The sequence below is a fragment of the Butyricicoccus sp. Marseille-Q5471 genome, assembly GCF_951230135.1.
In the GTDB taxonomy this organism is placed as follows: domain Bacteria; phylum Bacillota; class Clostridia; order Oscillospirales; family Butyricicoccaceae; genus Agathobaculum.
Map to the genome: position 1 here is coordinate 445,179 of NZ_CATNVC010000001.1, position 19,378 is coordinate 464,556.

Annotated in this window: 22 protein-coding genes; 17 read left to right on the top strand and 5 right to left on the bottom strand. The window is 56.6% G+C overall.

Annotated elements, in window-relative coordinates; genetic code table 11:
* Window positions 1-234 precede the first annotated feature (234 nt).
* The gene (locus QOX26_RS02320) at window positions 235-1,017 is read left to right on the top strand and encodes an HAD-IIA family hydrolase (RefSeq protein WP_283673263.1); all 783 of its coding nucleotides are present in this window, start codon (window positions 235-237) and stop codon (window positions 1,015-1,017) included.
* Window positions 1,018-1,081: 64 nt separating this feature from the next.
* On the opposite strand, the gene QOX26_RS02325 is transcribed toward QOX26_RS02320, so the two are convergent.
* The 4 genes from QOX26_RS02325 to QOX26_RS02340 form a co-directional block, all read right to left on the bottom strand.
* Window positions 1,082-1,525, bottom strand: a complete 444-nt coding sequence (locus tag QOX26_RS02325) for a phosphate-starvation-inducible PsiE family protein (protein ID WP_283673264.1) — start codon at window positions 1,523-1,525, stop codon at window positions 1,082-1,084.
* Between the two features lie 111 nt (window positions 1,526-1,636).
* Window positions 1,637-2,989: a sodium-dependent transporter gene (locus QOX26_RS02330; protein WP_283673265.1), complete on the bottom strand. Its 1,353-nt coding sequence runs from the start codon at window positions 2,987-2,989 to the stop codon at window positions 1,637-1,639.
* A 143-nt stretch (window positions 2,990-3,132) separates the two neighbouring features.
* On the bottom strand, window positions 3,133-4,776 hold the full coding sequence (locus QOX26_RS02335) for a tryptophanase (RefSeq protein WP_283673266.1): 1,644 nt from the start codon (window positions 4,774-4,776) through the stop codon (window positions 3,133-3,135).
* 139 nt (window positions 4,777-4,915) lie between these two features.
* Window positions 4,916-5,293, bottom strand: coding sequence for a RidA family protein (locus QOX26_RS02340; protein WP_283673267.1), 378 nt, complete (start codon window positions 5,291-5,293; stop codon window positions 4,916-4,918).
* A gap of 279 nt (window positions 5,294-5,572) precedes the next feature.
* Here QOX26_RS02340 and QOX26_RS02345 point away from each other — a divergent pair, with 279 nt between their 5' ends.
* The 13 genes from QOX26_RS02345 (at window position 5,573) to QOX26_RS02405 (ending at window position 17,247) form a co-directional block, all read left to right on the top strand.
* Window positions 5,573-6,268 carry a helix-turn-helix transcriptional regulator gene (locus QOX26_RS02345; protein WP_283673268.1) on the top strand — a complete coding sequence of 232 codons (696 nt, stop codon included), beginning with the start codon at window positions 5,573-5,575 and terminating at the stop codon, window positions 6,266-6,268.
* An 86-nt stretch (window positions 6,269-6,354) separates the two neighbouring features.
* Window positions 6,355-7,131, top strand: coding sequence for a GNAT family N-acetyltransferase (locus QOX26_RS02350; protein WP_283673269.1), 777 nt, complete (start codon window positions 6,355-6,357; stop codon window positions 7,129-7,131).
* A 59-nt stretch (window positions 7,132-7,190) separates the two neighbouring features.
* The gene (locus QOX26_RS02355) at window positions 7,191-8,228 is read left to right on the top strand and encodes a threonine aldolase family protein (RefSeq protein ID WP_283673270.1); all 1,038 of its coding nucleotides are present in this window, start codon (window positions 7,191-7,193) and stop codon (window positions 8,226-8,228) included.
* Window position 8,229: 1 nt separating this feature from the next.
* Window positions 8,230-8,877 (top strand): YczE/YyaS/YitT family protein, encoded by a 648-nt coding sequence (locus QOX26_RS02360; protein WP_283673271.1) that lies wholly within the window; start codon window positions 8,230-8,232, stop codon window positions 8,875-8,877.
* 110 nt (window positions 8,878-8,987) lie between these two features.
* Window positions 8,988-9,512 (top strand): nucleoside-triphosphatase, encoded by a 525-nt coding sequence (locus QOX26_RS02365; RefSeq protein WP_283673272.1) that lies wholly within the window; start codon window positions 8,988-8,990, stop codon window positions 9,510-9,512.
* Between the two features lie 46 nt (window positions 9,513-9,558).
* On the top strand, window positions 9,559-10,134 hold the full coding sequence (locus QOX26_RS02370) for a xanthine phosphoribosyltransferase (protein WP_283673273.1): 576 nt from the start codon (window positions 9,559-9,561) through the stop codon (window positions 10,132-10,134).
* 3 nt (window positions 10,135-10,137) lie between these two features.
* Window positions 10,138-10,479: a winged helix-turn-helix domain-containing protein gene (locus QOX26_RS02375; protein ID WP_283673274.1), complete on the top strand. Its 342-nt coding sequence runs from the start codon at window positions 10,138-10,140 to the stop codon at window positions 10,477-10,479.
* 42 nt (window positions 10,480-10,521) lie between these two features.
* Window positions 10,522-11,925 (top strand): uracil-xanthine permease family protein, encoded by a 1,404-nt coding sequence (locus tag QOX26_RS02380; protein ID WP_283673275.1) that lies wholly within the window; start codon window positions 10,522-10,524, stop codon window positions 11,923-11,925.
* Window positions 11,926-12,071: 146 nt separating this feature from the next.
* Window positions 12,072-12,881, top strand: coding sequence for an FAD binding domain-containing protein (locus QOX26_RS02385; RefSeq protein ID WP_283673276.1), 810 nt, complete (start codon window positions 12,072-12,074; stop codon window positions 12,879-12,881).
* Entirely contained in the window at window positions 12,866-13,339 is a 474-nt protein-coding gene (locus QOX26_RS02390) for a (2Fe-2S)-binding protein (RefSeq protein WP_283673277.1), read from the top strand. Before QOX26_RS02385 ends, QOX26_RS02390 begins: the two co-directional genes overlap by 16 nt.
* Window positions 13,336-15,633: a xanthine dehydrogenase family protein molybdopterin-binding subunit gene (locus QOX26_RS02395; RefSeq protein ID WP_283673278.1), complete on the top strand. Its 2,298-nt coding sequence runs from the start codon at window positions 13,336-13,338 to the stop codon at window positions 15,631-15,633. The genes QOX26_RS02390 and QOX26_RS02395 overlap by 4 nt, the downstream gene beginning before the upstream one ends.
* 2 nt (window positions 15,634-15,635) lie before the next feature.
* Complete coding sequence (locus QOX26_RS02400; protein ID WP_283673279.1) at window positions 15,636-16,223, top strand: nucleotidyltransferase family protein; 588 nt, start codon at window positions 15,636-15,638, stop codon at window positions 16,221-16,223.
* Between the two features lie 115 nt (window positions 16,224-16,338).
* The gene (locus QOX26_RS02405) at window positions 16,339-17,247 is read left to right on the top strand and encodes a DMT family transporter (RefSeq protein WP_283673280.1); all 909 of its coding nucleotides are present in this window, start codon (window positions 16,339-16,341) and stop codon (window positions 17,245-17,247) included.
* 47 nt (window positions 17,248-17,294) lie between these two features.
* On the opposite strand, the gene QOX26_RS02410 is transcribed toward QOX26_RS02405, so the two are convergent.
* Window positions 17,295-17,969 (bottom strand): Crp/Fnr family transcriptional regulator, encoded by a 675-nt coding sequence (locus tag QOX26_RS02410; protein ID WP_283673281.1) that lies wholly within the window; start codon window positions 17,967-17,969, stop codon window positions 17,295-17,297.
* Window positions 17,970-18,071: 102 nt separating this feature from the next.
* Here QOX26_RS02410 and QOX26_RS02415 point away from each other — a divergent pair, with 102 nt between their 5' ends.
* Genes QOX26_RS02415 through QOX26_RS02425 form a run of 3 tightly spaced genes read left to right on the top strand, consistent with a single transcriptional unit; the run spans window position 18,072 to window position 19,369 of the window.
* The gene (locus QOX26_RS02415) at window positions 18,072-18,782 is read left to right on the top strand and encodes a 4Fe-4S binding protein (RefSeq protein WP_283673282.1); all 711 of its coding nucleotides are present in this window, start codon (window positions 18,072-18,074) and stop codon (window positions 18,780-18,782) included.
* Between the two features lie 39 nt (window positions 18,783-18,821).
* Entirely contained in the window at window positions 18,822-19,007 is a 186-nt protein-coding gene (locus tag QOX26_RS02420) for a ferredoxin (RefSeq protein WP_283673283.1), read from the top strand.
* Window positions 19,008-19,021: 14 nt separating this feature from the next.
* Window positions 19,022-19,369: a cupin domain-containing protein gene (locus QOX26_RS02425; protein WP_283673284.1), complete on the top strand. Its 348-nt coding sequence runs from the start codon at window positions 19,022-19,024 to the stop codon at window positions 19,367-19,369.
* Window positions 19,370-19,378 lie beyond the last annotated feature (9 nt).

Here is a 19,378-nt window from a genome sequence, read left to right on the forward strand (position 1 = left end):
ATAGTATGCCACGAGGGCGGACACCATACAATGCATGACCGCTAGCGACATCTTCCGTACCCCATTTTCTTTTTCTTATTATAGCACGGCTTTGGCTTCTGCGCAAAACACTGGCGCATTTTACATAAATTTAAACTTTTCTTTCTGCCCCCCTCTTGACGGCGGACATATTTTTTCCCATAATGGTTACATGGAATCGTTTATAATATAAATAGTATGAGGAGATTTATCAATATGGTCAACCTGGAAGAATTAAGAGCCAAAAAAGGCTTTATCTGCGATATGGACGGTGTCATCTATCACGGCAACCGTCTGCTCCCGGGCGTAAAGGAATTTGTCGAGTGGCTGCAGAGCGAGGGCAAAAGTTTTCTATTTTTGACCAACTCGTCCGAGCGCTCGCCGCTTGAGCTGCAGCAGAAGCTTGCACGCATGGGACTTGAGGTCGGTGAAGAGCATTTCTATACCTCCGCACTGGCAACGGCAAAGTTTGTCGCAAACCAGCAGCCCGGCTGCTCGGCTTATGTCATCGGCGCACCCGGTTTGGTCGGCGCGCTGTATGAGGCAGGCGTTGTCATGAATGACGTCGACCCCGACTACGTCATCTGCGGCGAAACCTCCAACTACAACTATCAGACCATCCTCAAGGCGGTCAGCCTCGTGCAAAAGGGCGCACGCCTGATTGCGACCAACTCCGACCTGACCGGCCCTGCTGAGGACGGTATCATTCCAGCCTGCCGTGCGCTTGTCGCGCCGATTGAACTGGCGACGGGTAAGACCGCTTACTATGTCGGCAAGCCGAACCCGCTGATGATGCGCACCGGCCTGCGCATGCTCGGCGTGCATTCGCACGAAGCCGTCATGGTCGGTGACCGCATGGATACCGACATCGTCGCGGGCATGGAGACCGGTCTGGACACCGTGCTCGTCTTGTCCGGCTGCACAACTCCGGCGGATATCGAAAACTACGCTTACCGTCCGCGTTACGTGCTCAACGGCGTCGGTGACATTCAGGGCTAAAACCGAAAACGCAAAAATCTGCCGCACGATTGTGCGGCAGATTTTTTATTGGTTTATGTGACTTTCACCCCACGTCCTGACCGAGCACCTCGGCGCGCAGCGCCTCTGCGACCTCCCGTTTGCTGGGTTTACGTCGGTCAATTTGTGAAATATACAGATACTTCCGAATGACAAACAGCAGGCCGACCGCCATCACCGCAATCAGATTTTCAAGCGGCGCGGTATGCTCCACAATCATCTGTCGCGCCACTGCCAGCAGCATCACGTCGACCACGGAGTCAATCGTGTAGCTGGTAATCATCTTAATCAGCTCGATGCCGATGATAATTAAGCAGGCATCGCTGAGCCGTACCTGCAGGTAATCGGGCGCATCAAAGAGCAGCTTAAAGTCGGTGTTCAGCAGCATGCCGACACCTGCAATGAGGCAGGCAAACAGGATGATAATTCCGAGTCCGATTTCGATTGCCGTTGCGGCACTGGATATTTTGTCGCGCAATACTGAATTCATTGGGCTCTCCTTTTCCTTTATCCCCTCAAACGCAAATCGCCCGCAGTCTGTCATCAGCTGCGGGCGATTCGAATGCGGGGAGAAAATGATGCGTTTTGTGTCAATCAGGAATCAGCCGATGCCGCCGAACACGATACCGCAGATGAATACGACCATCGTCAGAATACAGAAGCCGTATTTATAAAGCGGATAGTACCATCCGCCGATACGGTTTTTCCGTCCCATCGAGACCGCATCCTCAACCGCCTTCTTGCCCCAGACCCATGCGAACATGATGCCGGCAAGACCTGCGCCGAGCGGGCAGATGTAAATCGAAACGAAGTCCATCCAGCCGGACACGATGCCTTGGATGCAGAGCGCAACCACAACACCGATAATACCGATGATAGCAACCGCCTTGGCACGGCTGAAGTGCAGATTATCCTGCAATGTCGCAATAGGTGCTTCAAACAGGTTGACAAGCGAAGTCAGGCCCGCGAACAGAACCGCAACGAAGAACACGATCATAACAACATAGCCGCCGGGCATTGCTGCAAACAGGTTGGGCAGATAGATGAACATCAGGCCGGGGCCGCCGTCGAACGTCGTCGCGCCCGATGCCGCCATCGCCGGAACGATGGTAAGCGCCGCCAAAAAGGCCGCCAAGGTGTCAAACAAGGCAACCTTCCATGCCGAACTGACGATATCCTCGTTATCCGGCAGGTAAGAGCCGTAAATGACCGTGCCGTTGCCCGCAAGCGACAGCGAGAAGAACGACTGTCCCAGCGCGTAGACCCACATCATGGGGTCCTTAAGCACCTTGGGGTCGATGGTGAACATGTACTTATAGCCTTCCGAAGCGCCCGGCTGCATGGCAACGTAGACCGCAAGACCGAGGAACAGCAGGAAGAACAGCGGGATCATAATCTTGTTGGCTTTTTCAATGCCGCCCGCAACGCCCATCACCATGATGGCGAAGCAGACAATCAGCGCAATAATCAGCCACAGGTTGTTGCCAAAGGATGATGCCGTCGACTCAAACGCCGCAGCATAACCGGAGATGTCAGTCACATCCGTGCCGTGTGCAAAGGCAGAGCCGGTGAATGCGCCAAACACATACTTGAAAATCCAGCCGACGACAACCGAGTAGCCGATTGCAAGCATCAGCGCGCCCACCATCGGGATACCGCCGATGATTGCACCGATTTTGCTCTTACCGCGTGAGCCGGCAGCCTTTTCAAACGCACCGATTGGGCCGCTGCGCGCGGCACGACCGAAGCTCATTTCACCAATGACGCCGGAGAAGCCGATTAGAATATCAAAAATCAGATATGCAACCAGAAACGCGCCGCCATACTTGGCCACGCGGCTTGGGAATAGCCAGATATTTCCCATGCCGACCGCCGAGCCGATACAGGCGAGAATAAACCCCCATTTGGATTTCCAAGAATCGCGTTCTACGGTTGCTTCCTTAGAATTCGTCATAATTACACCCCTTTTATCTCTTATCTGCCTTGAAAAAGAAGTGCCCGCGGAACTTTTCACTTTTCCGCGGGCACTTGTCTTACCTATCTTTCCTGCGCTCTTTCTACGCGGCGCGGGTTACGCAAGATTGTCTTTCTCTGCACTTAGTCCTGATTCGGGTACGGCTCAAGGAAGGCATGGAAGTGACGCATCGGCAGGTTGTGACCCCAAGTGATGCGAATGTTGGGGATGTTCTCACGATCCTCGTACAGCGCCTTAACAGCGGCGATGACGTAATCCAGATGCTCCCGGCTCAGCTGGCTGCGGTTGATTGCGAAACGAACCACGTTTGCCACCTCAGCCTGCTGCTCAGGGGTCTTCAGGTCATACTCCATCGAGTAGTCGCCCAACTCGGAGGTGCGGATGCCGTAACGGCGAATCAGCTCAATGCTGAAGCCTTGACCCGCGAACTTCTCATGACCGCGCTTGCCGTCAAAGAATTCATCCATGTTGATGTAAACCGCATGGCCGCCTGCCGGAAGCACAACGCCCTTAACGCCGGCGTTATAGAAGCCTTCCGCCAAATAATCGCACTGCTTCACGCGCTCGTCGAGGTAGTTGAAGTTGCAGCTCTCATACATGCCGCAAGCCAGTGCCATGATGTCACGGCCGGACATGCCGCCGTAGGAATCGTTGCCGTAGCAGGAAATCTGCTTGACCTTGAGCAGCACGCCAACGTCGGTCTTGATGCTGCCGTCCTCATTAAAGTCGGAGAACTTCTTCCAGAACAGGCCCTTGTCGCGGAATGCGAGCATGCCGCCCATGTTGGAGTGACCGTCCTTCTTTGCGGACATGGTGAAGCCGTCGCAGTAGGAGAACATCTCGGTTGCGATTTCGCTGATGTCCTTATCGGCATAGCCTTCTTCATTGGTCTTGATGTAGTAAGCGTTTTCCGCCCAGCGAGCGGTATCAAGAATGTACGGAATATCGTACTTATGTGCAATTTCACTGGTCGCGCGCAGGTTTGCCATCGAAACGGCCTGGCCGCAGACCGGGTTGTTCGTAATGCAGGTGAAAATCAGCGGGATATTCTCCGGGCCGACCGCGTCAATCAGCTGCTGCAGCTTCTCAAGGTCCATGTTGCCCTTGAAGGGATTGACCGCATACTTGCCGCCTTCCGGTACTTCATAAAGCAGCTTCTTATTATAAAGGTTACGCGGAACCGAACCCATCTGCTTGATGTTGCCCTCGGTGGTGTCGAAATGGCCGTTAGACGGGATGGTAAACACCTTGCCGGGGTGACGGGTTGCCAGAATCTTCTTGACAATCTCCATCAGTACGGACTCTGCCGCACGGCCCTGCTGGATAATAAAGGTGTTCGGGCGCTCCATCTGCGCCGCGCCGCCGTTAAACAGACCGCCTTCGTATTCGCAAAGGTAGAGCTCATCCATCATCTTGTCGATATCGGTGCAGTCGGTGCGAACCAGATCGATCGACTTTTTCCAGTTTTTCTGTGCGCCGCGCTCAAAGATATCGCGGAATGTATCAAGCAGCACGTAATAACCGGTATTGCGGCCGTAGGCTTCGTCACCCAGGAACATTGCCGACCACTGACGATCCGTCATCGCGGTCGTACCGGAGTCAGACAGCATATCCACGGTCAGCATGCCGGCCGGGAATGCGAATTCGTTGTAATGGGTGGCCTTCAGCGCGCGCTCACGCTGCTCGAGCGTAACGTTCGGCACGTTCTTGACAACATAAGAAAAATGGCGCGGTGCGGGAACGTTCAGCGGGTACTTTTCAGACATAATAATTTACCTCCATTATGTGGCTTGAAAGCCTTCTCTTTTTGGAGGTACCCCGGTCATCACAGCCGATTTCCCAATTTCGGCTGCAACTAGCGGACAGCACCTTGTGATGGATTTGCTCTTGCTGCGCGGAAGTGTTTTACTTCTGCGCAATGACCTCGATCTCGACCAGCGCATCCTTGGGCAGGCGCGCGACCTCGACCGCCGAACGAGCCGGATAGCTGCCTTCTCCAAAGAAGGTTGCGTACACCTCGTTCATTGCTGCGAAATTGTTCATATCGCTTAGAAAGACTGTGGTTTTGACGATGCGGTCCATGCCCACACCAGCCTCGGCCAAAATCGCCTTGACATTGCTCAGCGACTGCTCGGTCTGCGCTGCAATCCCCTCCGGGAATGTACCGGTTGCGGGATTGATCGGCAGCTGACCCGAGGTAAATACCAGTCCGTCTGCGGCAACTGCCTGCGCATACGGCCCAATCGCCGCCGGGGCGAGATCCGTGCTGATGATTTGTTTCATCCTGTCCTCCTCCTTTTCTCTGTGAGATAAATTTATCACCATTAAAAACTTCTGTCAAGGGTAATTTGTGCATTTTGTGCAAATGCTGTGTTTTGTTTTCTGCTTTTATGTATTATATCTATGTCATCCGCCATTTTGAACGATAATACTTTATTTTAATTGTAATAATTTATTCTTATCTTTTTTGACAAAAGGATAGTAAATACGGTATACTATTTATATAGTAAAACCATCTGCCAAATGACCATTTACTGTGCTAATAAAGACGAGGTGAGTGCATTGACCAATCCACTGTTGTCCCACTATATTAAACTGACCGAGTTCCTCGGCCACGCACTCGGCCCCGATTACGAGGTCGCGCTGCACGATTTGACCGATAAAAACCGCTCAATTATTGCGATTGCCAACAGTCATGTCAGCGGCCGTCAGGTTGGCGCACCGCTGACCAACGTCGCCCTCAAAATTCTGATGGACAAAAGCTATGAAGAGTCCGACTACCGCCTGCACTACCGCGGCGTATCGGCCGAGGGCAAAACTTTGCGCTCTTCCACGCTGTTCATTAAACACGGCGGCCAGTTAATCGGTATGCTGTGCATCAACTTTGATGACAGCCGCTATCAGGCGGTCGGCGAGGAGATTCTGCGCCTGTGCCACCCTGACAGCTTTGTGGAGACCAATTTCCAGCTGATTGACGATCAAGTGCGTGAAACCCCGCCCACGCTCTCCCCTGCTGAAAGCTTTCATAACTCCATCGACGCGGTCGCGAGCGACGCAGTCAACCGTGCGCTGTCCATTCTCGGCGTAACAGCCGACCGACTCACGCCGGAGGAGCGCGTGCAGATTATCGAGCAGCTCGAAGCGGGCGGTATCTTTCTGCTCAAGGGCGCTGTTAAGGACGTGGCCGATGCGCTGCAATGCTCGCAAGCAAGCGTTTACCGCTATTTATCCCAGGTTAAAAAAGACGAACAAGGCTGACCCTCAGCCCACACCTATGAAAAGGAACGCTCCGCGTTCCTTTTCTATCTGTAATACGCGCAATATGCGCAGGAGGTTTATTTTACATGCTGATTCCGCTTACCGTATCCGAAATTCCCGCCTTTACCGCCGCTTGCGCGCATGAACGTGTGTTTGGCTCCAAAGCGCTGACCGCGCTGCGCGCCTATGGACTGGGCGACCCGCGCGCGAAATTCTACTTATGCCGCAAGGGAAATGAGACCGCAGCCGCCCTGTATCTGGAGAATGGGGTACTCGTCATCTCGTCCGACGATCGTGCGGAGCCCGCCCCCATCGCCGAACTGGTGAAAAACGAGGGCGTGCGTGAGGTGGACACTAACTGGGCGCAGTGTCAGGCGCTGCAAAACCTGCTCGGCGGCACGACGGAAAGCTCGTATTATATGGTATACCGCGGCCCGCAGATTACAGACGATTTTCCCACTGTCGAGCCGGGCGAGCTGCGTGAGGTGTTTTCCGTGTTGCAGCAGAGCCACGACTATTACCGCACGCATCTGGAGTTTGAGCACTGGTCGACCGATCTGGGGCAGCGGGTGAACAAGGGACTGGCAGAACTGTATCAGCTGCGGTGCGACGGTCAGGTCGTTGCCACGGGCTGCATCACCTCAGAGGACGACACGTGCGGCGTTCTTGGCGCGGTAGCCGTCCTCCCCGCATACCGCAGACGGGGACTCGGCACCGAAATGAGCCGTTTTCTCGTGCGGCGCATCATGGAAAAGGGCAAAACGCCCCGTCTGATCTCAGGATACGATGAAGTGGCCGAACTATACCGCCGCATCGGTTTTGCGCCGTGCGGACGGTGGGGGGAGCTCTATCTTACTCTCTAAGGAGGATGCTGCCCCTCCACCTCAATTTACATAAATAGTATCAAAAGGAGAATAGGGCTATGCGCTATATAGATTTGAGAAGCGATACCGTCACGCAGCCGACGCAGGCGATGCGCGACGCGATGTATCACGCGGTCGTGGGCGACGACGTGTTTGACGATGACCCCACCGTGCGCGAACTGGAGGTGTTTGCCGCCAAGCTGTTCGGCAAGGAGGACGCGCTGTTCGTCACCTCGGGCACGCAAGGCAACGCCTGCGCGGTCATGGCGTGGACAAGGCGCGGCGAATGCATCGTGATTGACCCCCATTCCCACATTGCCGACCACGAGGCCGGTTCCTATGCACAGCTTGCGGGGGTTTCGCTGCGTTTTCCCCAGAGTGAAAACGGCGTGATGAACCCGGAATCGGTGTGCGCCTGCATTACCGATGACGCAGATTTGCAGGTTGCCCGCACCGGACTTGTCGTACTGGAAAACGCGCACTCGTCAGGCGCGGTCGTGCCGCTCGACAACATGCGGGCGGTCTACGAAGCGGCGCATGAAAAAGGCGTGCCTGTTCATCTTGACGGCGCGCGGCTGTACAACGCAGCGGCCACTCTGGGCGTGCGCGACATCCGCGAAATGACCTGCTATGGCGACACGGTGATGTGCTGCCTGTCCAAGGGGCTGTGCGCGCCGGTCGGCTCGATTCTGGCGGGGCCGAAGGATGTGATTCGGCGCGCGAAGAAAATCCGAAAGCTGCTCGGCGGCGGCATGCGGCAGGCAGGCTTTCTCGCGGCGGCGGGCAAGCTTGCGCTGACCGAAATGACCGAACGCGTGGCGGAGGATCACGAAAATGCCCGGTATCTCGGCGCACGGCTTGCGGAAATTGACGGTGTGCACGTCTTTACCAACCGCATCCAGATTGATATGGTCTTCTTTTCCGCCGACTGGGATACCGAAAAGGCCGCACGCTATCCCGCGTGGATGCACGCGCACGGCATACAGGTCACCGGCCTGATGGACGGTGAATACCGTATGGTCACCCATCGCGATGTATCGCGAGCGGACTGTGACACGGTTGCGGCGTGCGTTCGGCAGTTCGCTGCGGAGGAATAGTATGCAGTACCTTCGCCGTCTGCTCCGGCTGACGCTGGGCATGCTGGTCAGCGCGGTCGGAATTGTGATGATGCTCCAGGCAAACATCGGGCTTGAGCCGTGGAGCGTGCTGCAGCAGGGCATGTCGCAGACGCTCGGCATCTCGTACGGCACGGCCTCGGTCATCGTGGGCGGTGCTGCCATTCTGGCGGCGGCGCTGTGCGGGGAACGCTTCGGCTTCGGCACAATCATCAACATTGTCTTTTGCGCCGTGTTTATCGACGGCTTGCTTTGGCTCGGCTGGATTCCGCAGATGAACAGTCTTCCGTCCGGCCTGCTGATGCTTTGCGGCGGTCTGGAGCTGCTTGTGATTGGCACGTGGCTGTATTTGCGTGCCGCCCTCGGCGCAGGCCCGCGAGACGCGCTGATGGTCGCACTGGCACGCAAGACCCACCGTTCGGTCGGCCTTTGCCGCGCTTTCGTCGAGGTTTTTGTTATTGTAATCGGGTTTTGGCTCGGCGGTCAGGTCGGCGTGGGCACGCTGGTCTCTGCGGTCGGTCTTGGCTCGCTGTTTAATTTGAATTTTCATTTGCTCGGCTTCCGCGCGGCCGAACTCCATCAGGAAAGCATGAGCGAAACCTTAAAAGCGCTCCGAAAGGGCTCCGTCTGACCGGCGGAGTCTTTTTTCTGCCCGCAAAGCGGTTTCGGATTGATTTTTGGTTGCGAGCCGCCCTTCTGTTGGGTATACTGAACCCAGACGCATGTGAAAGGATTTTTGACATGATCACGAATTTTCTCATTACCGGCGCACGCGGCGCGGGAAAATCGACGCTCGTCCGCCGTATCGAGCAGGCAATCCATCTGCCCTGCGCGGGATTTCGCACCCTGCCGCAGGAACACTACGACTGCGGCAACACCTACAATCTGACCGATTTAACCACCGGCGAGACCGCTCCCATTTCTACATGGGACGGACAAGCCTTCCGACCGGTTGAGGCAACCTTTCTCGATCTCGGCGTGCGCTGTTTGAACGAAGCACGCACCGGCTCGTCCCCACTGCTGATACTGGATGAGCTCGGACGGTTTGAAAGGCGATGCACGCCGTTTCTCCGCTCAGTCGAAACGGTGCTGGACAGCGATAAAACCGTGCTTGCCGTGCTGAAAAAAGAGCCGATTGACTTCATTGACCGCATCCGCGCCCGCGCAGACTGCCGTGTGTTTGACCTCGACTCGCTCTGCCGTGACGCGATTTTTCCTGAACTTGCGGCTCTGGTGTCGTTTTCTGTTGAAAAAAACGCGAAATAATGATATGATTTTTGAAAATGATTTATGAGCAGGAAGAGTGGTAACTATGGAACTTTTAAAAGAGCGCATCCGTACCGACGGCGTAATTAAACCGGGAAATGTCCTGAAAGTGGACAGTTTTCTCAACCATCAGATGGATATTGCCTTATTCAATGAAATCGGCAAGGAATTTGCCCGCCGTTTTGCCGATGTCAAAATTGATAAGATTCTGACCATCGAGGCATCCGGCATCGGCATCGCGGCGATTGTGGCGCAGTATTTCGATGTGCCGGTGGTATTTGCCAAAAAGTCGCAGAGCATCAATCTAGACGGCACCATGCTCAGCGCGCCGGTCGAATCCTTCACCCACAAGCGCAAGTATGATGTGATTGTTGCCAGCCGATTTCTCCGTCCGGAGGAAAGCGTCCTAATCATTGATGATTTTCTTGCGAACGGCTGCGCGGCACTGGGTCTGTGCCAAATCGTCGAAGCGGCGCACGCATCGGTTGCGGGCATCGGCATCGTGATTGAAAAAGGCTTTCAGACCGGCGGCAGCATGCTGCGCGACCGCGGCCTGCGCGTAGAATCGCTGGCCATTATTGAAAGCATGGACGACGAAACGCAGACCATCGAGTTCCGCTGAGCCATGTCCGAGCTTCACTATCACGTGACGCTGCGCCTGTTTCGGGACGAAAAAGGGTTCGGACCCGGCCCGATGCGCCTGCTGCGGGGGATTGAGCGCACCGGCTCGCTGCAGCGGTCTGCCGAGCAAATGGGTATGGCGTATTCCAAGGCGTGGAAAATGCTGCGTGCGCTCGAGGCAGAATGGGGTTTTGCCATGACCGAAAAGCACGCGGGCGGCGCGGGCGGCGGCGGCTCGTCGCTCACGCCGGCGTGTCTTGATTTGCTTTCGCGGTATGAGCGCATGCTCGCCGCGGTCGAACGGCAAGCCGCGCTTTCTTTTGAGGAGCACTTTTCCGACTTATAAAAAACCGTTTCACACAATCATTGGGGTAAAAGGAGAATCTAATTGAAGAAATCACAATTAAACACCACGCCCTACGACTTTGAGGGTAAGCTGCCGCTGCGGCAGGCAATTCCGCTCGGCTTGCAGCACGTACTAGCGATGTTCGTCGGCAACCTGACGCCGATTCTCATCATCACCAGCACCTGCGCTGCGATGAGCGACGCGGAGCAGTTTGCGGCGCTGCAAGTCTCGCTTCTGCAAAACGCAATGCTGATTGCAGGTCTGGTCACGCTGATTCAGCTGTTCGCCATCGGCCCAATCGGCGGCAAGGTGCCGATTATCATGGGCACAAGTTCAGGCTTCATCGGCGTGTTCAAGAGCGTTGCCGACGTGATGGGCGGCGGTATTCTGGGCTACGCGGCCATTATGGGCGCATCCATCATCGGCGGCCTGTTTGAGGGCGTGCTCGGCTTCTTTTTGAAACCGCTGCGCCGGTTTTTCCCCGCCGTTGTCACCGGCACGGTCGTGCTGTCCATCGGCCTTTCGCTCATCGGCGTGGGTGTTGGCTCGTTTGGCGGCGGCACGGCGGCCAAGGACTATGGCTCGGTCGAAAACCTGCTGATTGCACTGGTGGTACTGATCGTTATTCTGGCGCTTAAACACGGCTGCAAGGGCATGGCGAGCCATTCCTGCATCCTAATCGGCATTGTTTTCGGCTATATCCTGTGCGCCGTGCTGGCGCTTGTGCTGCCCACCACCGCAGTCGCAGCAGACGGCACCGAGTACGTCAAGGCTTGGGTGCTCAACTGGGACAAGGTCGCGCAGGCGAAATGGTTTGCGATTCCCGAGTTTATGCCCATAAAGCCCGTATTTGACGCACGTGCAATCGTGCCTGTGCTGATTATGTTCATCGTCACCGCGGTCGAGACCGTGGGCGATATTTCCGGTGTCATGGAAGGCGGCATGAACCGCGAAGCGACCGACAAGGAGCTATCCGGCGGCGTCATCTGCGACGGTCTCGGCTCGTCCTTCGCGGCACTCTTCGGCGTGCTGCCCAACACCTCGTTCAGCCAGAACGTCGGCCTAGTCACGCTGACTAAAATCGTCAACCGCTTTGCCCTTGCGTGCGGCGCGATTTTCCTTGTGCTTTGCGGCCTGCTTCCCAAGCTCGCGGCGGTGGTTTCCATCATGCCGCAGAGCGTGCTGGGCGGTGCGGCTGTCATTATGTTCTCCTCGATTGCCATCAGCGGCATTCAGCTGATTACCAAAGAGCCGCTGGGTGCGCGCAATATGACGATTGTGTCGGTCGCGCTCGGCCTGGGCTACGGTCTGGGCGCAAACAGCGCCGTGCTGTCCGGTCTGCCGCAGAGCGTGCAGCTGATTTTCGGCGGCTCGGGCATCGTGCCCGCCGCTCTGGTCGCCATCCTGCTGAACATCCTTCTGCCGAAGGAAAAAGCTTCCGCATAATTGATGAGAATACGACCCCTTTTGTGTGCCATTCACGCATCAGGGGTCGTTTCCTGTCGTAAAGCGTTATTCTCCAAAAAGATTTTTGTATTTTGGGGGATTCGGTGATATAGTAAAGGAATAGTACCAATCGGGAGGAAAAAATTTTGCTGACAATCAATCAGTATGTCCGGCCGCAAAGCCTGGATGAAGCATACGAGCTTTGCCAGAAAAAGAATACTGTTGTGCTGGGCGGCATGCTCTGGCTCAAAATGCAAAGCCGTCTGGTCGGCACGGCAATCGACCTGTGCGACCTTGGCCTGGATACGATAGAAGAAACCGCGGACTCGTTTCGCATCGGTGCGATGGCAACGCTGCGCATGCTCGAAACACATGCGGGCCTGAACCAAATGACGCAGAACGCGCTGGCGGACAGTGTACGCTCCATCGTCGGCGTGCAGTTTCGCAACTGCGCGACCGTGGGCGGCAGCCTGTTCGGGCGCTTCGGCTTTTCCGATGTGCTGACGCTGTTTCTCGCGCTTGACGCTGATGTGGAACTGCATCACGGCGGCGTGCTGCCGCTGCGTGAGTTCGCGGAAATGCCTGTTTTGCGCGACATTCTGGTGCGAGTCATCGTCAGAAAGCGGAACATCCACGTCGCGTATCAGTCGCAGCGCAACACCAAGACCGATTTTCCCGTGCTCACCTGCGCGGTCAGCGAGATCGACGGGGTGTATCGCTGTGTCATCGGTGCGCGTCCGATGCGCGCGGTCGTCTTTGAAGATGAAAGCGGTCTGCTTTCCGGCGGCGTGAACGAAGACAACGCACGCGCCTTTGCAGACGACATCGCCGTCCGTGTTTCCGTCGGCTCCAACCTACGCGCGGGCGCGGACTATCGCCGCCGGCTGACCAAAACCTTGGTGCGCCGCGCACTGCTCACCCTCGGAAAGGAGAACGAGCCATGCAAATCAAATTAACCTTAAACGGAAAGCCCGTCTCCGAGGAGATCGCGGCTGACCTGTTGCTGCTCGATTTTGTCCGTGCACACGGCTGTGCAAGCGTCAAACGCGGCTGCGAAACGGCAAACTGCGGCCTATGCACCGTGCTGATGGACGGCAAGCCTGTGCTCTCATGCAGCATGCTCGCCGCGCGCGCGGCGGGACACGAAATCACGACGCTGGAGGGCATGGGCGCGGAGGCTGAGGAGCTTGCCGCATTTATCGCCGATCAGGGCGCAGAGCAGTGCGGCTTCTGCAACCCAGGCTTTATGATGAACACCATTGCGCTACTGCGCGAAAACCCCACGCCGAGTGACGACGAAATCCGCGCCTATCTTGCGGGCAACCTGTGCCGCTGCTCGGGTTACGAGGGACAGCTACGCGGCGTGCGGGCCTTTGTTGCCTGGCGTGCACAGAAGGGACGGTGCGCCGAATGAATGAACATCAGTTTAAAACGGTCGGCCAGCCCGTGCGCAAAAAGGACGCGATGCGTCTGCTGCTTGGCAAACCCGCCTTTGTCGATGACGTGACGCCGCGCGACTGTCTGGTCGTCAAGGTGCTTCGCTCGCCGCACGCACATGCGCTGATTGAAGAAATCAGCACCGAAATTGCCCTGAAGGTGCCCGGCATTGAAGCGATTTTCACCTATCGGGACGTGCCGGACAAGCGCTTTACCATGGCCGGGCAGACCTATCCCGAGCCTTCGCCCTATGACCGCCTGATTCTCGACCGCCGCGTGCGCTTTGTCGGAGACGCGGTTGCCGTAGTCGCAGGCGAGAGTGAAAAGGCCGTGGATCGCGCGCTCAAGCTCATTAAAGTCAAATACGAGGTACTTGAGCCGGTGCTTGACATGCACACCGCCAAGGATAACGCCGTGCTCGTGCATCCGGAGGACAATTGGCGCTCGCTCTGCCCAGTCGGTGCGGACAATAAACGCAACCTGTGCGCCAGTGATTCTTCGGGCGACGGCGACGTGGACGCGGTGTTCGCGCAGTGCGACGAGATCGTCGAGCACACCTATCACACCCGCGCCAACCAGCAGGCCATGATGGAGACCTTCCGCACCTTTACCGAAATTGATGCGTTCGGCCGTCTGCACGTAGTCAGCTCGACACAGATTGTGTTCCATGCGCGCCGCATTCTTGCGCACGCACTCGATATCCCGAAATCCAAGATTCACGTCGAAAAACCGCGCATCGGCGGCGGCTTCGGTGCAAAGCAGTCGGTCGTGGCCGAGGTGTATCCCGCGCTTGTCACATGGAAAACGGGCAAGCCCGCCAAGATGCTTTACACCCGTCAGGAAACGCAGATTGCAGGCTCGCCGCGCCACGAGATGGAGGTTTCCGTCCGCGTCGGCGCGATGCGGGACGGCACCATCCGCGCCATCGACGTGTACACTCTGTCCAACACCGGCGCGTTTGGTGAGCACGGCCCGACAACCGTCGGCCTGTCCGGCCACAAGTCCATTCCGCTGTACAACAACAACCTCGAAGCCTACCGCTTTGCCTATGACGTGGTCTATACCAATGTGCAGGCGGCAGGCGCTTACCGCGGCTACGGCGCAACGCAGGGCATCTTTGCCGTAGAGTCTGCGGTCAACGAGCTTGCTGCGCGGCTGAATATCGACCCTGTCGCTCTGCGCGAGAAAAACATGGTGCGCGAGGGACAGGCCATGCCCGCCTACTATGGTGAAACCGCCTACGCCTGCGCGCTCGACCGCTGCATGGCACGTGCCAAGGAAATGTTCCACTGGGACGAACGTGCGAAACCCCGCGAGATGAGCAACGGCCGCGTCCGCGCCGCAGGTGTGGCGATGGCGATGCAGGGCTCGGGCATCTCGTGCGTCGACGTTGGCTCTGCGACGATCAAGATCAACGACGACGGTTTCTATTCCCTCATCATCGGTGCGGCTGACATGGGCACGGGCTGCGATACCATTCTGGCGCAGATGGCGGCCGAGTGTCTGGACTGCTCGGTTGACGATGTGATTGTTTTCGGCGCGGATTCGGACGCTTCGCCCTATGATTCGGGCTCTTACGCCTCATCCACCACCTATGTCACCGGCAAGGCGGTCGAAAAAGCGTGCACTGAGCTGAAGGAAAAGCTGTGCACGGTTGCCGCCGGCATGATGGACTGCGCCGTGGACGAAACCGTCTTTGAAGGCCGCGAAATCCGACGGGCGGACGGCAGCGCTTCCGTTTCGCTTGCCGATGTCGCCACCAAAACGATGTGCGGCAATCCCACGGCCGCGATGGCGACTGCGTCACACACCTCGCCCATCTCGCCCCCGCCCTTCATGGTCGGCATGGCGGAAATCGAGCTTGACCGCGAAACCGGCTCGGTAGAGCTGATTGACTATGTTGCCGTGGTCGACTGCGGCACGCCAATTAACCCCAACCTCGCCCGCGTGCAGACCGAGGGCGGTCTGGTGCAGGGCATCGGCATGGCGCTGTATGAAAACGTCACTTATGACGAAAAGGGCCGCATTGCGGAGGATACCTTCATGCAGTACAAGCTGCCCACCCGTTTGGATATGGGCACGCTGCGCGTCGAATTTGAGTCCAGCTATGAGCAAAGCGGCCCGTTTGGCGCGAAATCCATCGGTGAAATCGTCATCAACACCCCCTCCCCCGCGCTTGCGCACGCGATTTACAACGCAACCGGCGTGTGGCACCGTGAGCTGCCCATCACAGCGGAGCACATCCTGATGAGCATGCCCGAGGAGAACTGAGCATGCTCATCCACATGCTGTATCTCGCGGCGGGCAGCAGCCGCCGCTTTGGCGAAAACAAGCTGCTGCACGAGGTCGGCGGCAAGCCGCTGTTCCGTCATGGATTAGACGCGCTCGCGGAAGTTGCCGCTGCACGAAACGACTGCACGCTGACCGTCGTCACACGCTTCGACCAAATCGCACAAGCGGCCGAAGCATGCGGCGTGCGATGCGTGTTCAGTCCGGATAGCGAAAAGGGGTTGTCCTACACCATCCGCGCAGGCGTTAACGCACTTGCGGACGAGCAGCCGCCGTTTTACCTGCTGTTTGCTGTCGCCGATCAGCCGTTTCTGTCCCGCCAGACGGTCGAACGGCTGATGGCTGAGACGTGTGCTGCGGGCACCGCGGTCGCATCCGTCTATTATCACGAGCGTCCCGGCAATCCGACCTTGCTGCACAGCCGCCTGATTCCCGAGCTGCTCGCGCTGACGGACGACGAGGGCGGGCGCAAGGTCATTGGCCGTCATATGAACGACTGCACCATCGTGCAGGCCGAAGCCCCCGCAGAACTGGCTGACTTTGACGTTCCCGATGATTTGCACGGATTATAGCATCAAAAAGCGCCCCGTTGGGGCGTTTTTTATTTGGAATGAGATTTGTCCGTTTGCTTTTCGTGTGCGGCTTCGGTATAATGGTACTATTCGACAATATTGAGAGGATTCTCCCATGACAAATAAAAGTAAATGGTTTGGCCTGATTCTTCCGGCCGTTTTGTGCACCGCACTCTGGGGCAGTGCCGCACCCTGCATCAAGCTCGGCTATTCGCTGTTTGAAATCGCGCCGGGCGACTCATTTTCCCAGCTTGTGTTCGCCGGCTGGCGCTTTACCTGCGCGGGGCTGCTGACGCTGCTGGTGGCCGCCGTGCTTGGACGCCGTCCTCTGCTGCCCCGCAGAGATAATATCGGCGCGATTCTTTCCATCAGCCTGTTTCAGAGCATGATTCAGTACGTGTGCTACTACATCGGTCTTTCCCACACGACAGGCACAAACGGTGCACTGCTTTCGGGCACGCAGACCTTTTTCGCCATTTTATTTGCCCATATTTTCCTGAAAGACGACAAACTCAGCCGCACCAAGGCCATTGGCTGTATACTGGGATTTTCGGGCGTTGTGCTGCTGCAATTCGGCGGCACAATCGGCGGCTTCACGCTCATGGGTGACGGACTGGTGCTGCTTTCGGCGGCGTCCGCCGGTATGGGCGCGCTGGTTTCCCGCATCATGACGCCCGGGCGCGATCCCATCGTGCTGACCGCGTGGCAGTTGATTTTCGGCGGCGGGTTTCTTCTTGCGCTCGGCTACGGCGGCGGCGGTGCAATTCGGACGGTCAACTTGCAGGGTGCACTGCTGCTGCTTTATATGATTGTGCTTTCCGCGGTTGCCTTCACCGTCTGGACTTCGCTCCTCAAGAAATACCCAGTCGGCAAGGTCGCTGTGTATAACTTTCTCATTCCCATGTTCGGTGCACTGTTTGCCGCCCTGTTTCTGCAGGAGCAGGTCTGGACTATTCGCAACCTGCTCGCCCTTCTGCTGGTCGGCTCAGGCATTGCGCTTGCCAACAAAGCATCTGCTTCCTAAACCAAAAAGGCGCTGTATCCTTGCGGGTACAGCGCCTTTTCATTTGCTCAGCCGAGAGAACCGCTGTCCTCCCGCAGCTGAAATGTATTCTTTTCATAGTGCAGCAGCCCTTCACGCTGCATTTTGCTCAGTTCGTTCGACAGCGCACTGCGGTCAACGCCCAAATAATCGGCCAACTGCTGCCGGTTAAACGGAACGGTAAAGGCATACGATCCCTGCTGCATTGCCTCAAAGGACAGATAGGACAACAGCCTCCCCCGAATGGACTTGGACGAGGTATGGAAAATGCGGCGCGACAGATTGAGATTTTTCTGCGCCATAACGGTCAGCAGATTGCGAATCAGCTTGCTGTGAAACGCGCAGGCGCTCGGACAGGTCTGCAGCAGGCGGGACGTATGGAGAAACAGCACCTCTGCCGCCTCCGCCGCCACGACGTTCACCATCATTGGCTCGCCCGGCACACAGGCATAGGTTTCGGCAAAAACCTGCCCCGGGGATACGTTTCCCAAAATGCTTCTATTGCCCCACACATCATCGTTTTCAATGTTGACACTGCCGGAAAGCACCAGTCCCATGGCAGTCACCGCATCTCCCGCATGATAAATCACCGCACCCTTTACAAAAGTCTTGCTTTCTGCGCCGAGACATTGCAGCATGGATTCCACTTCCTCCGCCGTACAGCCGCGAAACAGCATGGTTTTTGTCAAAAAAATGTAATTCATTTTTTCTCCTTTACGTTGTTATAACAACATACGAGTTGCAATTATCATAGTATACTTGGGTCAACAAGTCAAGGTTTGCAACAGATTGCAGGAGGAATTACGATGGTTCGAAAGATTATTCATATTGATGAAGACAAGTGTAACGGCTGCGGCCTGTGTGCCAAAGCCTGTCACGAGGACGCAATCGGCATGGTCAACGGCAAGGCAAAGCTGCTGCGCGACGATTATTGTGACGGACTGGGCAACTGCCTGCCGACCTGTCCGACCGGCGCCATCACCTTTGTTGAGCGCGAGGCTGCTGCTTTTGACGAGGCGGCGGTCAAGGAAAATCAAAAAAAGAAACAGCAGGCCGAGGGCGCACCGCTTGCCTGTGGCTGCCCGGGCAGTCAGTCCCGTCAGTTTGACCGACCGGCAGAACCCGCCGCTGCCTACGCTGCACCCGCTGCATCGTCGCAGCTGCGCCAGTGGCCGGTACAGATTAAGCTTGCGCCGGTAAATGCATCCTATTTTGACGGTGCGCACCTGCTCATTTCGGCCGACTGCGCCGCCTATGCCTATGCCCGCTTTCACGAGGATTTCATCCGCGGCAAAATCACCCTAATCGGCTGCCCCAAGCTTGACGAGGGTGATTACAGCGAAAAGCTGACCGAAATCATCCGTCAGAACAACATCAAAAGCCTGACCGTGGTACGCATGGAAGTCCCCTGCTGCGGCGGCATTGAGCATGCAGCAGTCACCGCGCTCAAAAACAGCGGCAAATTCATCCCCTGGCAGGTCGTTACCATTTCAACCGATGGCCGCATTCTGGATTAAGTGAACGTCGACGCATTGCCGACTGAAAGGAGTATTATTATGAAATTCTTTGTCAACAGTGGCTGCATCGGCTGCGGCCTGTGCGCCGGAGCCTGCCCCGAGGTCTTTGAAATGACCGACGAGGGTCTGGCCAAGGCCATCGAGGACGAGGTGGATGGCGCGCTGCTGGAAAGCGCACTGGATGCCCAGTCCGGCTGCCCCGTCAGCGCAATCGAAGCGCAGTAAAGGAGTGAGTTTTCATGCCCTATATCAAAAATATTGAGCCGCAGAATCCGGTTGCTTTGGCTGATTTGGTATCCATTCAGCCGGGCCAAATCGTCAGCAAAACACTGGCACAGAACAGCGCGGTCAGCGTGACGCTCTTCGCCTTCGACAAGGGTGAGGAAATCAGCACCCACGACTCCACCGGCGACGCAATGGTCACCGTGCTTGAAGGCATCGGTCAGTTCACCGTGGATGGCACGGTCTATGAATGTGCGGCAGGTCAAACGCTGATTATGCCCGCAAAGCTGCCGCACGCGGTTTATGCGAAAGAGCGCTTTAAAATGAGCCTTACGGTCATTTTTCCCCTAAACAATCAAGAATGAGACAGAAAA

What these genes read in the sequence shown, in the direction of transcription:
- QOX26_RS02320 (WP_283673263.1), top strand. Translation starts at nt 235, where the DNA reads ATGGTCAACCTGGAAGAATTAAGAGCCAAAAAAGGCTTTATCTGCGAT.
- QOX26_RS02325 (WP_283673264.1), bottom strand. Translation starts at nt 1,525, where the DNA reads ATGAATTCAGTATTGCGCGACAAAATATCCAGTGCCGCAACGGCAATC.
- QOX26_RS02330 (WP_283673265.1), bottom strand. Translation starts at nt 2,989, where the DNA reads ATGACGAATTCTAAGGAAGCAACCGTAGAACGCGATTCTTGGAAATCC.
- QOX26_RS02335 (WP_283673266.1), bottom strand. Translation starts at nt 4,776, where the DNA reads ATGTCTGAAAAGTACCCGCTGAACGTTCCCGCACCGCGCCATTTTTCT.
- QOX26_RS02340 (WP_283673267.1), bottom strand. Translation starts at nt 5,293, where the DNA reads ATGAAACAAATCATCAGCACGGATCTCGCCCCGGCGGCGATTGGGCCG.
- QOX26_RS02350 (WP_283673269.1), top strand. Translation starts at nt 6,355, where the DNA reads ATGCTGATTCCGCTTACCGTATCCGAAATTCCCGCCTTTACCGCCGCT.
- QOX26_RS02355 (WP_283673270.1), top strand. Translation starts at nt 7,191, where the DNA reads ATGCGCTATATAGATTTGAGAAGCGATACCGTCACGCAGCCGACGCAG.
- QOX26_RS02360 (WP_283673271.1), top strand. Translation starts at nt 8,230, where the DNA reads ATGCAGTACCTTCGCCGTCTGCTCCGGCTGACGCTGGGCATGCTGGTC.
- QOX26_RS02365 (WP_283673272.1), top strand. Translation starts at nt 8,988, where the DNA reads ATGATCACGAATTTTCTCATTACCGGCGCACGCGGCGCGGGAAAATCG.
- QOX26_RS02370 (WP_283673273.1), top strand. Translation starts at nt 9,559, where the DNA reads ATGGAACTTTTAAAAGAGCGCATCCGTACCGACGGCGTAATTAAACCG.
- QOX26_RS02375 (WP_283673274.1), top strand. Translation starts at nt 10,138, where the DNA reads ATGTCCGAGCTTCACTATCACGTGACGCTGCGCCTGTTTCGGGACGAA.
- QOX26_RS02390 (WP_283673277.1), top strand. Translation starts at nt 12,866, where the DNA reads ATGCAAATCAAATTAACCTTAAACGGAAAGCCCGTCTCCGAGGAGATC.
- QOX26_RS02395 (WP_283673278.1), top strand. Translation starts at nt 13,336, where the DNA reads ATGAATGAACATCAGTTTAAAACGGTCGGCCAGCCCGTGCGCAAAAAG.
- QOX26_RS02400 (WP_283673279.1), top strand. Translation starts at nt 15,636, where the DNA reads ATGCTCATCCACATGCTGTATCTCGCGGCGGGCAGCAGCCGCCGCTTT.
- QOX26_RS02405 (WP_283673280.1), top strand. Translation starts at nt 16,339, where the DNA reads ATGACAAATAAAAGTAAATGGTTTGGCCTGATTCTTCCGGCCGTTTTG.
- QOX26_RS02410 (WP_283673281.1), bottom strand. Translation starts at nt 17,969, where the DNA reads ATGAATTACATTTTTTTGACAAAAACCATGCTGTTTCGCGGCTGTACG.
- QOX26_RS02415 (WP_283673282.1), top strand. Translation starts at nt 18,072, where the DNA reads ATGGTTCGAAAGATTATTCATATTGATGAAGACAAGTGTAACGGCTGC.
- QOX26_RS02420 (WP_283673283.1), top strand. Translation starts at nt 18,822, where the DNA reads ATGAAATTCTTTGTCAACAGTGGCTGCATCGGCTGCGGCCTGTGCGCC.
- QOX26_RS02425 (WP_283673284.1), top strand. Translation starts at nt 19,022, where the DNA reads ATGCCCTATATCAAAAATATTGAGCCGCAGAATCCGGTTGCTTTGGCT.